The sequence below is a fragment of the Citrobacter sp. genome (genome assembly GCF_050252275.1).
GTDB lineage: Bacteria > Pseudomonadota > Gammaproteobacteria > Enterobacterales > Enterobacteriaceae > Citrobacter_A > Citrobacter_A amalonaticus.
On sequence record NZ_JBFWLF010000100.1, the window covers coordinates 1 to 13894 of the forward strand.

14 protein-coding genes are annotated in these 13894 nt (G+C 56.1%); 8 read left to right on the forward strand and 6 right to left on the reverse strand.

From position 1 onward, the window contains the following. From AB7E14_RS10625 to AB7E14_RS10650, 6 genes are all read right to left on the reverse strand, one after another. Window positions 1–421: biotin-dependent carboxyltransferase family protein (locus AB7E14_RS10625; RefSeq protein WP_428169509.1), on the reverse strand; the 421-nt coding region annotated here is incomplete at its 3' end. Further along, window positions 415–1071 carry a 5-oxoprolinase subunit PxpB gene (pxpB, locus tag AB7E14_RS10630; RefSeq protein ID WP_043001379.1) on the reverse strand — a complete coding sequence of 219 codons (657 nt, stop codon included), beginning with the start codon at window positions 1069–1071 and terminating at the stop codon, window positions 415–417. The genes AB7E14_RS10625 and pxpB, both read right to left, overlap by 7 nt. A 21-nt stretch (window positions 1072–1092) precedes the next feature. Then, window positions 1093–1836 (reverse strand): radiation resistance protein YbgI, encoded by a 744-nt coding sequence (ybgI, locus tag AB7E14_RS10635; RefSeq protein ID WP_043001380.1) that lies wholly within the window; start codon window positions 1834–1836, stop codon window positions 1093–1095. 175 nt (window positions 1837–2011) lie between these two features. Further along, a complete protein-coding gene (gene phrB, locus AB7E14_RS10640) occupies window positions 2012–3430 on the reverse strand; it encodes a deoxyribodipyrimidine photo-lyase (RefSeq protein ID WP_316961898.1) in 1419 nt (472 codons plus the stop codon). A gap of 21 nt (window positions 3431–3451) precedes the next feature. After that, window positions 3452–4405, reverse strand: a complete 954-nt coding sequence (locus AB7E14_RS10645; protein WP_044327594.1) for a YbgA family protein — start codon at window positions 4403–4405, stop codon at window positions 3452–3454. Window positions 4406–4499: 94 nt separating this feature from the next. After that, complete coding sequence (locus AB7E14_RS10650) at window positions 4500–4706, reverse strand: YbfA family protein (RefSeq protein ID WP_043001383.1); 207 nt, start codon at window positions 4704–4706, stop codon at window positions 4500–4502. A 308-nt stretch (window positions 4707–5014) separates the two neighbouring features. Here AB7E14_RS10650 and kdpF point away from each other — a divergent pair, with 308 nt between their 5' ends. From kdpF to AB7E14_RS10690, 8 genes are all read left to right on the forward strand, one after another. Continuing rightward, on the forward strand, window positions 5015–5104 hold the full coding sequence (gene kdpF / locus AB7E14_RS10655) for a K(+)-transporting ATPase subunit F (protein ID WP_042285393.1): 90 nt from the start codon (window positions 5015–5017) through the stop codon (window positions 5102–5104). After that, window positions 5104–6783, forward strand: a complete 1680-nt coding sequence (gene kdpA, locus AB7E14_RS10660; protein ID WP_044327930.1) for a potassium-transporting ATPase subunit KdpA — start codon at window positions 5104–5106, stop codon at window positions 6781–6783. Before kdpF ends, kdpA begins: the two co-directional genes overlap by 1 nt. A 19-nt stretch (window positions 6784–6802) precedes the next feature. Further along, entirely contained in the window at window positions 6803–8851 is a 2049-nt protein-coding gene (gene kdpB / locus AB7E14_RS10665; RefSeq protein ID WP_044327929.1) for a potassium-transporting ATPase subunit KdpB, read from the forward strand. Window positions 8852–8859: 8 nt separating this feature from the next. Next, window positions 8860–9435 (forward strand): potassium-transporting ATPase subunit KdpC, encoded by a 576-nt coding sequence (kdpC, locus tag AB7E14_RS10670; protein ID WP_054176144.1) that lies wholly within the window; start codon window positions 8860–8862, stop codon window positions 9433–9435. Next, window positions 9425–12112 carry a two-component system sensor histidine kinase KdpD gene (gene kdpD / locus AB7E14_RS10675; RefSeq protein ID WP_044327927.1) on the forward strand — a complete coding sequence of 896 codons (2688 nt, stop codon included), beginning with the start codon at window positions 9425–9427 and terminating at the stop codon, window positions 12110–12112. Before kdpC ends, kdpD begins: the two co-directional genes overlap by 11 nt. Beyond that, on the forward strand, window positions 12109–12786 hold the full coding sequence (gene kdpE / locus AB7E14_RS10680; RefSeq protein WP_043001388.1) for a two-component system response regulator KdpE: 678 nt from the start codon (window positions 12109–12111) through the stop codon (window positions 12784–12786). Before kdpD ends, kdpE begins: the two co-directional genes overlap by 4 nt. A 278-nt stretch (window positions 12787–13064) precedes the next feature. Continuing rightward, window positions 13065–13169, forward strand: a complete 105-nt coding sequence (speFL, locus tag AB7E14_RS10685) for a leader peptide SpeFL (protein WP_114149115.1) — start codon at window positions 13065–13067, stop codon at window positions 13167–13169. A gap of 256 nt (window positions 13170–13425) precedes the next feature. After that, on the forward strand, window positions 13426–13894 hold a 469-nt coding region (locus tag AB7E14_RS10690; protein ID WP_428169510.1), incomplete at its 3' end, for an Orn/Lys/Arg decarboxylase N-terminal domain-containing protein.

Genomic DNA, 13894 nt, shown 5'->3' on the forward strand with positions numbered 1-13894 from the left:
CTTCCAACCCGCCGATGCCCACTTTGAGATCGGTACTGCATGACCCCATCACTTCCGGCACGTCGATACCGCCCGCGACGGCAAGATAGCTGCGCATACCGTGCTGCGGACGTTTTAGCACCAGACGCTGGCCCGCTTTCACCGGCAGACGCCAGCCCGTCCAGACGGGGTGATTATCCAGCCGCGCTTCGCATCCCGCACCGGTCAGGGCAAACCAGCTGTCGGTTTCAAATTCCACAACCAGTTGTCCGAGGGTAATTTCCAACACCGGAGCACTGGCCTCATTACCCACCAACAGGTTAGCGATTTGCATCGCCGGTTTATCCAGCGCACCGCAGTGGCTAACGCCTGACTGACGAAAACCGTGACGACCGCCATCCTGAACGGAGGTGTACAATCCCGCGCGAATAATATTCAGCATACCCCCTCCTTCTGCGGGATAAAGCGCACGCTATCGCCAGGGCGCAGGAGAACCGGTTCCTCTTTTTTCGGGTCGAACAAGGCCTGCGAGGTATGACCAATCAACTGCCAACCGCCAGGCGTTGGCAGCGGATAAATACCGGTTTGCGGTCCGCCGATACCCACCGATCCTGCCGGAACGATCAGCCGCGGCTCAGCGCGCCTGGGCGTGTGCAGTTGTTCCGGTAAGCTACCGAGATACGGGAATCCCGGCTGAAAACCTAAAAACCAGACCACATACTCGACCGACGCGTGCAGCTCCACTACCTGCTTTTCGCTCAGGCCGCTGTGGCGGGCAACGTCCGCCAGATCGGGACCACCTGCGCCGCCGTAGGTCACCGGAATTTCGATATAGCGTGAGTCTGGCTCCAGCGCCTCACTCTCCTCCCACCAGCGTTGCAGGCGTTCAATCGCATCCAGCGCCAGCGTTTGCGGGTCACGCAGGATCACGGTGATATTGTTCATTCCCGGAATCGCCTCGACCACGTTTGGCGTCTCAACCAAACGTTGCGCCAGCCGCCAGATACGTTTCTGGCTCGCCAGCGTCACCGGCGGCTCAAGCTCCAGCACTACCGCCGTTTCACCTAACAGATAACAACGCGCTCGTTGCACTTGCATTCCTCTTGTTTTTATTTATGCCGGGTTTGGAATATCAATAAACGTCACATCCAAATCGGTGTTCTCCGTCAGCCATTCGCTGAGCGCACGGATCCCGCCGCGTTCGGTGGCGTGATGCCCGGCGGCGTAAAAATGCAGTCCCTGTTCACGGGCTGAGTGGATGGTTTGTTCGGAAACTTCACCGGTGATAAAGGCGTCAACGCCAGCCTGCGCGGCGCTGTCGATGAAGCTTTGCCCGCCGCCAGTGCACCAGGCGACACGTTTGATGGTATCCGGCCCGGTGTCACCGCACCATAACGGCCTGCGTCCAAGACGTGCTTCAATCCACGACGCCAGTTCCAGCCCAGGGACCGGCATCGTCAGTTCGCCCCAGGGAACCAGCGGCTCGATTTCACCCATCACGGTGATCCCCAACAGGGCCGCCAACTGTGCGTTGTTGCCCAGTTCGGGATGTGCATCCAGAGGGAGATGCCAGCCATAGAGGTTAATGTCATTCGCCAGCAGCGTTTTCAGGCGATTGCGCTTCATCCCGCGAATCACCGGAGATTCGCCTTTCCAGAAATAGCCATGATGAACGATGACCGCATCAGCCTGCAGACGCACCGCTTCATCCAGTAACGCCTGACTGGCGGTCACACCGGTGACGATTTTTTGCACCGTTTCTTTGCCTTCAACCTGCAAACCGTTTGGCGCGTAGTCGCTGATGGCGGCGCTGTTCAGTTTCTCGTTGATCAGTTGTTCCAGTTCGGTGTTTTTCATCATCGATCCCTTGTTTATTTATGCACTCCGTTAACATAGCGTCCCTGTGGCGGTTCGTCGATAGACAATTATTAGCCATATTAAGAAACCATCACCCCGTTCTTAGCCATAAAAAAAGGGGCGTATTTACGCACCTCTTTATGAATAGTTATGGCGTCAGGCCGCATAGCCACCGTTAGTTCTTTCGCGCGGCCTCATACGCGGCAAGCGTCTGCTGGCGCGCCAGTTTGTGATCGACAATCGGCTGCGGGTAGTCGAGCGTGATGCTTTCTTTCATCGCCCATTTCCACGGCTCGTGAATCGCCTTGCCCGGTACATCGCGCAACTCAGGGATCCACCGGCGGATAAACTCCCCGTCTCTGTCGAACTTTTCGCCCTGTGTCGTGGGGTTAAAAATGCGGAAATACGGCGCGGCGTCGGTTCCGGTAGAGGCCGCCCACTGCCAGCCGCCGTTATTCGCAGCGAGATCGCCATCAATCAGTTGCGACATGAAATAGCGTTCACCTTTACGCCAGTCAATCAGCAGATCTTTGACCAGGAAGCTGGCCGCAATCATCCGCAGACGGTTGTGCATCCAGCCGGTGACGTTCAGTTGCCGCATCGCCGCATCAACAATCGGATAACCCGTTCTCCCCTCCTCCCAGGCCTGTAAATCTTCCGCTCGATCCCGCCAGCGCACGCGATCGGTCCAGAGAATAAAGGGGCGGTGTTTGCACAGATTGGGATGGTACGTCATCAGATGGCGATAAAACTCACGCCAGATAAGTTCGTTCAGCCAGACACTGCCCGCGCCGCCGTCCAGCGCCTGCGGCTGTTCCGCCAGCAGGCGATGCAGACACTGGCGCGGCGATAAGCCACCGGTAGCAAGACTGGCGGATAAACGACTGGTGCCCTCAATGGCCGGGAAGTCGCGACATCCGTCGTACTCTCCTGCCCCCTGTTGGCAAAACTGGCGTAACCGGGCAATTGCGGCTTTTTCTTCGGCGGGAAAAAGGGCTGTGTCGAATTCCTGTTGCGGATAGTGAAGGTTAATCGGCACCAGCGCAGAAGAAACACTACCGTTCTCCCGGCGGGCCGGTGCGGATACGCACTCCGGCATCCCCTCCTTCAGCCGTTTTAACCAGGCGTTTTTAAACGGCGTGAAGACTTTATACATCTCATGATTTCCCGTCGTCACCGCACCTGGCGGCAGGATCACGCTGTCATCAAACCCTTCGCAAACCACTTGCGGCAGCGCCTTTTCTACCGCCGCATCGCGTTCACGCTCGTTCACTTCATACTGATAGTTATAAAACAGGTGGCTGACGTCATGCTGTTCGCACACCGCTTTCACCGTTTCGATACAGCCCGCGAAGTCGTCGACTTCCTCAAACAGCAGCGGAATGCCTTTTTCCGCCAGCGCCTGTTGTAAAGCGTTTAGCTGAGCCTGGATAAAGGCGGCCTGACGCGGTGACATGACGTGATTCTTCCACTGCTCAGGCGTGGAGATAAATAACGCCACAACCCGCGCGGCGCGGTGGCGGCAGGCGGCGGCGAGGGCAAGATTGTCATGCAGACGGAGATCGCGACGAAACCAGACCAGATGGGTGGACATAACACTCCCGAATGAAAAAAATCAACTCCCGTAGCGCAGCCGCAGGGCTTCCGGCCAGGGATCAAAATAGCGTTGCCCGGAGAGATACGCATCCGGATATTCCGCCATATAGTGTTTGAGCAGCGTCACAGGCGCAAGCAGTGGCTGCGTAGCGCGTCGGTAACCGTCAATAAGGGAAGCCAACTCTTGCCGCTGACGGGCATTGAGCTGTTTGCGAAAATAGCCCTGAACGTGCATCAGGACATTGGTATGGTTACGCCGGGTGGCAGGATGGGACATCAATTTCATCAGACGCAGACGATATTCAATGAAAAAGTCATCAAGGCTCTCCCACTCGTAAAGCGCAGCGACAAAGCGCCCCAGCTCGCGGTATTCCGGCTGTGAATGGGCCAGCAGCAACAGTTTATAGCGGCTGTGATAGTCAATCAGCGCGCCACGCGTGAGTCCTTGTTGCCGCAATCCATGCAATTCATGCAGGGCATAAATCCGCGCGACAAAATTTTCCCGTAATTGTGGATCGTGCAATCGCCCGTCCTCTTCAACAGGGAGCCACGGATAAGACGCCATCAGGATTGAGGTAAAGATACCGCGACCGGCTTTGCGATTGTTTTTCCCATCGGCGTCATAAACACGAACGCGTTCCATGCCGCAACTTGGGGATTTCGCACAGACAATATAACCACAAAGGTGTTCGAAACGACTGACACGTTCTTCACTGAACGCGGTCATCGCCTGGGTTAAATCGCCCTCGCGCCGGTCACTGAAACGCAGTGCAATTGCCTCTTCCATTTTGACTAAGCGCAATGCAGGACGCGGCACCGGCAGGCCGATCGCCATTTCCGGACAGACGGGTTCAAAGTGCACCCACGGTGAAAGTTCTTCGACTGCAAAGGGCAGGCGTTTGTGTCCACCATCAAAGCGAACCGCCTCCCCTAACAAACAAGCGCTAATGCCAACAGGGATTTTCTCGCTCATGATGTCTCCTTTTCCATTTCTGAAATAAGTGTAGACACAGAGACATAAAAAAACCGCCACATTGCTGTTGGCGGTTTTTCTGAACGCGATGCGCTTAATAGAAATCGCAGGTGGCTTTTTCAGCCTGATCCATCCACACGGGTTTATCGCTGGTTTTTGACCACACGCGGTGTAGATAGCTATAAAAACGGGCGCGGTCTTTCCAGAACAGCATGACCGGTAGTGCCAGCACCCCAGCCACGACGGCGAAAGTACGGCGTAACAATACAACATGTGCTGGATATTCTTTGTACAACTCCATGATTCTCTCCCCTTTATCTGGCCGGTAATCATCACCGGTAAAGTCAAATTGGTTATCTGCTGAAAATAGTACCGCTTTGCGTGTAATTTTACTACTCATCCGACCACTTATTTTTAGCTATTTACGCTTTATTTATCTTTATCGCGTAATTAAGTTACAAAAAAGTTAAATTAATACTAATCATTAGTTAAATAATGGTCTTTGCCATTTTTATACTTTTTTTACACCCCCGACGTCGATTTTTGCGAAATCTTTGCAGGCAGATATTTACGCTTTGTTTATCACATTTATGCCACGGGAGGTGCGCTGTGAGTGCAGGCGTGATAATCGGCATCGTGCTGATTTTCTTATTATTAGGTTACCTGGTATATGCATTAATCAATGCGGAGGCGTTCTGATGGCTGCGCAAGGATTTTTACTCATCGCCAGTTTTCTGCTGATTCTGTTCGTGCTCGCCAGGCCGTTAGGCGCGGGCCTGGCACGGCTGATCGGCAACCATTCGCTGCCTGGTACCGCGAGGGTTGAACGCCTGATCTGGCGCGGTCTGGGCATTTCGACAGACGAGATGAACTGGAAGCAGTACCTGCTGGCGATCCTCGCGTTGAATGTGCTGGGGTTGACGCTCCTGTTCCTGCTGTTGTTGTGGCAACACCTTCTGCCGCTGAATCCACAGCAGTTGCCCGGTCTGCCCTGGCATCTGGCGCTTAATACGGCGGTGAGTTTTGTTACCAATACCAACTGGCAGGCTTACAGCGGGGAAACCACCTTAAGCTATTTCAGCCAGATGGCCGGGCTGACGGTACAAAACTTCCTGTCCGCCGCGACCGGCATTGCGGTGGTGTTCGCGCTGATCCGCGCCTTTACCCGCCAGAGCATGAATACGCTGGGCAATGCGTGGGTCGACCTGGTGCGTATTACCTTGTGGATTTTATGCCCCATCGCGCTGGTGATTGCGCTGTTCTTTATTCAGCAAGGCAGCCTGCAAAATCTGCTGCCCTATCAGACTTTCACTACTCTGGAAGGTGTGCAGCAACTGCTGCCGATGGGGCCGGTGGCCTCGCAGGAAGCCATCAAGATGCTGGGGACCAACGGCGGCGGCTTCTTTAACGCCAACTCGGCACACCCGTTCGAAAACCCCACCGCGCTGACCAACATGGTGCAAATGCTGGCCATCTTTTTAATTCCAGCCGCGCTCTGTTTCGCGTTTGGCGACGCGGCAGGCGATCGCCGTCAGGGGCGGATGTTGCTGTGGGCCATGTCGCTCATCTTCACCGTCTGCGTGGCGGTGGTGATGTGGGCGGAGGTCCAGGGCAACCCCCATCTGCTGCAATTTGGCGCAGATTCCACTCTTAATATGGAAGGCAAAGAGAGCCGCTTTGGCGTGCTGGTGAGCAGTCTGTTTGCGGTAGTAACGACAGCGGCCTCCTGCGGGGCGGTGATCGCCATGCACGACTCGTTTACCGCGCTGGGCGGCATGGTGCCAATGTGGCTGATGCAGATTGGCGAAGTGGTGTTCGGCGGCGTTGGTTCGGGCCTTTACGGCATGCTGTTGTTCGTGCTGCTGGCGGTGTTTATCGCCGGACTGATGATTGGCCGCACGCCAGAATACCTGGGCAAAAAGATCGACGTTCGCGAGATGAAAATGACCGCACTGGCGATTCTGGTCACCCCTGCGCTGGTTTTACTCGGCACCGCGCTTGCCATGATGACCGATGCGGGACGCAGCGCCATGCTCAACCCTGGTCCACACGGCTTTAGCGAAGTCCTGTACGCCGTCTCTTCCGCCGCCAACAACAACGGCAGCGCCTTTGCTGGTCTGAGCGCAAACACCCCGTTCTGGAACTGCCTGCTGGCGTTTTGCATGTTCGTCGGTCGCTTCGGGGTCATCATCCCGGTGATGGCGATTGCCGGATCGCTGGTGGCGAAAAAGAGCCAACCGGCCAGTCCCGGCACCCTGGCGACCCACGGCGCGCTGTTTGTCGGTTTACTGATCGGCACGGTGCTGTTAGTCGGCGCCCTGACCTTTATTCCTGCACTGGCGCTTGGCCCAGTCGCTGAACACCTTTCCTTACGCTAAGCGATGCGGAGCAAATGTTATGAGTCGCAAACAACTGGCGCTGTTCGAACCGTCTCTGGTCGCTCAGGCGCTGATGGACGCAGTGAAAAAATTAAGCCCACATACCCAGTGGCGCAACCCGGTGATGTTCATTGTCTGGATGGGTAGCCTGCTGACCACCGTGATTACCGTTGCGATGGCGACAGGACAGATGGCCGGCAGCGCGCTGTTTACCGGGGCGATCAGTCTGTGGCTGTGGGTCACTGTACTGTTTGCCAACTTTGCGGAAGCGCTCGCCGAAGGGCGCAGTAAAGCACAGGCCAACAGCCTCAAAGGAGTGAAAAAGACGGCCTTTGCCCGCAAACTGCGCGAGCCGAAGTACGGCGCGAAAATGGATCACGTTCCGGCCGATGAGCTACGCAAAGGCGACATCGTGCTGGTGGAAGCAGGTGATATCATTCCCTGTGACGGCGAAGTCATTGAAGGCGGCGCCTCCGTGGATGAAAGTGCGATTACCGGAGAGTCTGCGCCGGTCATCCGCGAATCCGGCGGCGATTTCGCCTCGGTGACTGGCGGGACGCGCATTCTCTCCGACTGGCTGGTGATCGAGTGTAGCGTGAACCCTGGCGAAACTTTCCTTGACCGGATGATCGCCATGGTCGAAGGCGCCCAGCGCCGTAAAACGCCCAACGAGATCGCCCTGACCATTCTGCTGGTAGCCCTGACGATTGTCTTTTTGCTGGCAACCGCCACGCTGTGGCCATTTTCTGCCTGGGGCGGTCACGCGGTCAGCGTCACGGTGCTGGTCGCCCTGTTGGTTTGTCTGATCCCAACGACAATCGGCGGGTTACTCTCCGCGATTGGCGTCGCCGGAATGAGCCGTATGCTCGGTGCGAACGTCATCGCCACCAGTGGCCGCGCGGTGGAAGCCGCAGGCGACGTGGACGTATTGCTGCTGGACAAAACCGGCACCATTACTCTCGGTAACCGTCAGGCCTCGGACTTCCTGCCTGCGCAGGGTGTCGACGAAAAAACGCTGGCCGACGCCGCACAGCTTTCGTCGTTAGCCGATGAGACGCCGGAAGGTCGCAGCATTGTGATCCTCGCCAAGCAGCGCTTTAATCTGCGCGAACGTGACGTGCAGTCGCTGCATGCCACCTTCGTCCCCTTTACCGCCCAGAGTCGTATGAGCGGTATTAACATCGACAACCGGATGATTCGTAAAGGTTCCGTCGACGCCATCCGTCGCCACATTGAGGCCAGCGGCGGCCAGTTCCCGGCGGATGTCGAGCAGAAAGTGGACAGCGTCGCCCGTCTGGGCGCCACGCCGCTCGTGGTGGTGGAAGGTTCCCGGGTGCTAGGCGTGATCGCGCTGAAAGATATCGTCAAAGGCGGGATAAAAGAGCGTTTTGCCCAGTTGCGTAAAATGGGCATTAAAACGGTGATGATCACTGGCGATAATCGCCTGACCGCCGCCGCCATCGCCGCCGAGGCGGGTGTGGATGACTTTCTTGCCGAAGCGACACCGGAAGCCAAGCTGGCGCTCATCCGCCAGTATCAGGCGGAAGGCCGCTTAGTGGCGATGACCGGTGATGGTACCAACGACGCCCCGGCGCTGGCCCAGGCCGATGTCGCGGTAGCAATGAACTCCGGTACGCAGGCGGCAAAAGAAGCGGGCAACATGGTCGATCTCGACTCTAACCCCACCAAGCTTATCGAAGTGGTGCACATCGGCAAACAGATGCTGATGACGCGTGGTTCACTGACCACGTTCAGTATCGCCAACGACGTGGCGAAGTATTTTGCGATCATTCCGGCCGCGTTCGCCGCGACCTATCCGCAACTGAATGCGCTGAACATCATGCGTCTGCATTCGCCGGACTCGGCCATTCTGAGTGCGGTGATCTTTAACGCCTTGATTATTGTCTTTCTGATCCCGCTGGCGCTGAAAGGCGTGAGCTACAAACCGCTTTCCGCCTCCGCCATGCTGCGCCGTAACCTGTGGATTTACGGTCTGGGGGGGCTGGTGGTGCCGTTTATTGGCATCAAAGTAATTGATTTGCTGCTGACCCTGCTGGGTCTGGTGTGAGGTGTCTGATGAGTGCTTTACGTCCGTTGTTTTCAACACTGATTTTCCTGCTGCTGCTGACGGGCGGTGCGTATCCGCTGCTGACCACCGCGCTGGGGCAATGGTGGTTCCCGTATCAGGCCAACGGTTCACTGATTCGGGATGAGCATGGGGTGCGGGGTTCTGCGCTGCTCGGGCAGAACTTTACCTCTGAAGGCTATTTCCAGGGACGGCCTTCGGCCACCGCTGAAATGCCCTATAATCCCATGGCATCCGGCGGCAGTAATCTCGCCGCCAGTAACCCGGAACTGGATAAACAACTGCAAAACCGGGTCGCCACCCTGCGCGCCGCCAACCCGCAGGCCAGTCGTAACGTACCGGTGGAACTGGTTACTGCCTCCGCGAGCGGTCTGGACAACAACCTGACGCCCGCCGCGGTGGCGTGGCAAATCCCCCGCGTGGCGCAGGCTCGTCATCTGACCATTGAACAGGTGACGCAACGGGTTGCAGAATACACGCAGAAACCACTGGTGAGCTTTATCGGTCAACCGGTCGTAAATATTGTCGAACTCAATTTAGCGCTGGACAGCATGAATGGCGAATAGTGAACCAGTACGCCCCGATCCCGATCGCCTGCTTGAGCAGGCGGTCGCCCCCCATCGGGGAAAACTAAAAATCTTCTTCGGCGCCTGTGCGGGCGTCGGGAAAACCTGGTCGATGCTGGCTGAAGCCCAGCGCCTGCGCGCACAGGGACTCGACATCCTGATTGGCGTGGTGGAGACCCATGGACGCAAAGAGACCGCCGCTCTGCTGGATGGTCTCAGCATTCTGCCGTTGAAACGCCAGGCGCGCCACGGACGTCATATCAGTGAATTCGATCTCGATGCCGCGCTCGCACGCCGTCCGGCGCTGATCTTAATGGATGAACTGGCGCACAGTAATGCGCCGGGTTCACGCCATCCCAAGCGCTGGCAGGACATTGAAGAACTGCTCGACGCCGGTATTGATGTCTTTACCACCGTCAACGTGCAGCATCTCGAAAGCCTGAACGATGTGGTCAGCGGCGTGACGGGGATTCAGGTGCGCGAAACCGTGCCGGATCCGTTTTTTGACGCTGCCGACGAGGTGGTGCTGGTCGATTTACCACCTGACGATCTGCGCCAGCGCCTGAAAGAGGGCAAAGTCTATATTGCGGGACAGGCCGAGCGTGCTATTGAACACTTTTTCCGCAAGGGCAATTTAATCGCGCTACGCGAACTGGCGCTGCGCCGCACCGCCGATCGGGTGGACGATCAGATGCGCGCATGGCGCGGTCGTCCGGGTGAAGAGAAGGTCTGGCATACCCGCGACGCCATACTGCTCTGCATTGGTCACAACACCGGCAGTGAAAAACTGGTGCGTACTGCCGCACGACTGGCGTCGCGACTGGGCAGCATCTGGCACGCCGTCTACGTCGAAACCCCCGCGCTGCATCGCTTGCCGGAAAAGCAGCGGCGCAATATTCTGCACGCCCTGCGACTGGCGCAAGAGCTGGGCGCGGAGACCGCCACGCTATCCGATCCCAGCGAGGATAAAGCGGTGGTCCGCTACGCTCGCGAGCATAATCTGGGAAAAATAGTGCTGGGGCGAACGTCAACGCGACGCTGGTGGCACCGGGAGTCGTTTGCCGATCGGCTGGCGAAACGCGCCCCTGAGCTGGATTTGATGGTGGTCGCCCTCGATGAGCCGCCGGTGCGGACGCTGTCGTCCCTGCCCGATAACCGCGCCTTTAAAGACAAGTGGCGGGTGCAAATTCAGGGCTGTCTGGTTGCCGTTGCACTCTGCGCTCTGACAACGTTTATCGCCAGCCAGTGGCTGGCCGCCTTTGATGCCGCAAACCTGGTGATGCTCTATCTGCTCGGTGTTGTGGTCATCGCTCTCTTCTATGGTCGCTGGCCATCGGCGTTTTCCACCTTTATTAGCGTGGTCAGCTTTGATCTGTTCTTCATTGCGCCGCGCGGCACGCTCGCCGTCTCAGACGTGCAGTATCTCCTCACCTTCGGCGTCATGCTGACGGTTGGACTGGTCGTGGGTAACCTGACGGCGGGCGTGCGCTATCAGGCTCGCGTTGCGCGCTACCGGGAACAGCGAACTCGTCATCTTTATGAGATGTCGAAAGCGTTGGCGATGGGGCGCAGTGCGCAAGACATCGCCAGTACCAGCGAACAATTTATTGCCTCCACCTTTCATGCCCGCAGCCAGATTTTATTGCCGAATGAAGAGGGCAAACTGGCCGCCCTCACCCACCAGCAGGGAATGACCCCCTGGGATGATGCGATCGCTCGCTGGAGTTTTGACAAAGGGTTACCGGCAGGCGCTGGCACCGATACCCTGCCAGGCGTGCCGTACCAGATCCTGCCGTTACGCAGCGCCGACAAAACCCACGGCCTGGTGGTTGTCGAACCCGGCAATCTGCGTCAGTTAATGATCCCCGAGCAGCAGCGACTGTTGGAAACCTTCACTTTGCTGGTGGCGAATGCGCTGGAACGTCTGACCTTAACGGCCAGCGAAGAGCAGGCGCGGCTGGCCAGCGAACGGGAAAGCCTGCGCAACGCTCTGCTCGCGGCACTTTCTCACGACCTGCGCACCCCGCTGACCGTGCTGTTTGGTCAGGCGGAAATCCTCACGCTCGACCTCGCCAGCGAAGGCTCGCCTCATGCCAGACAGGCCAGCGAAATTCGCCAGCATGTACTGAATACCACCCGTCTGGTGAATAACCTGTTGGATATGGCGCGGATTCAGTCCGGTGGTTTCAACCTCAAAAAAGAGTGGCTGACGCTGGAAGAAGTAGTGGGCAGCGCGCTGAAAATGCTGGAGCCAGGCCTGGTTCATCCGGTAAACCTTTCCCTGCCCGCGCCGCTGACCCTCATTCACGTCGATGGCCCCCTGTTCGAACGGGTACTGATTAATCTGCTGGAGAATGCCATTAAATATGCCGGACCGCAGGCGGAGATCGGCATCGACGCGCACGTTGAAGACGAACATCTGCAACTCGACGTCTGGGATAATGGGCCAGGCATTCCACAAGGACAGGAGCAGCGCGTGTTCGATAAATTCTCACGGGGGAACAAAGAGTCGGCGGTGCCGGGCGTCGGGTTGGGGCTGGCCATTTGTCGGGCGATAGTGGAAGTGCATGGTGGGTCAATTGCCGTCTATAATCGCCCTCAGGGCGGTGCCTGTTTCCGTGTTACACTGAGGCAAGACGCTCCACCAGAACTTGAAGATTTTCATGAGGATATGTGACAAACGTTCTGATTGTTGAAGATGAGCAGGCCATTCGCCGCTTTCTGCGTACCGCGCTGGAAGCCGATGGGTTGCGCGTGTACGACGCCGAGACGCTTCAGCGTGGTTTGCTGGAGGCGGCAACGCGCAAGCCCGATCTCATTATTCTCGATCTCGGCCTGCCGGATGGTGACGGCATCGATTTCATTCGCGACCTGCGACAGTGGAGCGCCGTCCCGGTGATCGTGCTCTCTGCACGTAGCGAAGAGAGCGATAAAATTGCCGCGCTCGACGCCGGTGCCGACGACTACCTGAGCAAACCGTTTGGCATTGGCGAGTTACAGGCACGTCTGCGCGTCGCCCTGCGCCGTCATTCTGCAACACCCTCTCCTGAGCCGGTGGTACGCTTTTCCGATGTGGTCGTCGATCTCGCCGCGCATCTGATTCATCGCGGAGAAACAGAAATCCATTTAACACCGATTGAGTTTCGCCTGCTGGCCGTGTTGCTCAACAACGCCGGGAAAGTGCTGACCCAGCGCCAGTTGTTGAACCAGGTCTGGGGACCGAACGCCGTCGAGCACAGCCACTATTTGCGTATTTATATGGGTCACCTGCGACAGAAACTGGAGCGTGATCCCGCGCGCCCCCGCCACTTTATTACCGAAACCGGTATTGGCTATCGTTTTATGCCATGAATGGTTATTCATTATTTTTAAATAAATCTTAAAATTAATTTTTATTATTCTTACTTAGCCGAAATTATATTAATTCGGGTATTTAAGATTTTCCACAAAATTAAGAAATACAGAATTATAACAAATAATAAACAAAACGATATCTTATCGCCAGCCATGCATAAAAAACGACTAAATATTTTGCGAATGATCGTTTTTTATTGATCTCCTTCACGGATCAGGCCGTTTTCCTGGATAAAATACCTTCACCTTCTACTGATAAAGAAAAGGTAATCAAAATGGAAAACAATAGCCGTACTATGCCACATATCAGGCGGACAACACATATTATGATGTTTGCCCACCGTAATAGTTTTGACTTTCATTTCTTTAATGCCCGTTAGTCTTTCGACTATGGGCACTCCAGCATACAGGTCTTCCTGACTCGCTGTATCGCAGGCTCACGCCTGTATTCCTCAGTGCTCACTCTGCTTAAGCCTTGATTTGCCTGTGACCGGACAGGTAAGGTTTTTTGCATCCTGAAAAAAGCAATTTACTGATTTATTTATCAGGGGACACACTTTGCTTTTATTCCGGCGTTATCAGTTTCTCATTCGAGAAATTGAGGACCTGCTATTATCTGAAAATAAAGAGATGAAAATGTCTGAATTAAAAATTGCCGTGAGTCGTTCTTGCCCTGACTGTTTTTCTACACAACGCACAATTGTGAATGTTGATGAAAGTAATTTTATTGATGTCGCTGCCGTCGTGTTGTCTGTCAATGATATTGAACGTGGGAAGCTCGATGAAATTGACGCGACCGGATACGGTATTCCGGTATTTATCGCAACCGAAGAGGAAGAGCGCGTTCCGGCAGAACATCTGCCGCGCATTTCGGGCGTATTCGAATGCAATGAAGCCCGTACCGCTTTCTACGGTCGTCAGTTAGAAACGGCAGCCAGTCATTACGAAACACAATTACGACCACCGTTCTTCCGCGCGCTGGTTGATTATGTAAACCAGGGAAACAGCGCCTTCGACTGCCCCGGACATCAGGGCGGCGAGTTTTTCCGCCGTCACCCGGCAGGTAACCAGTTCGTGGAATATTTCGGCGAAACGCTTTTCCGCT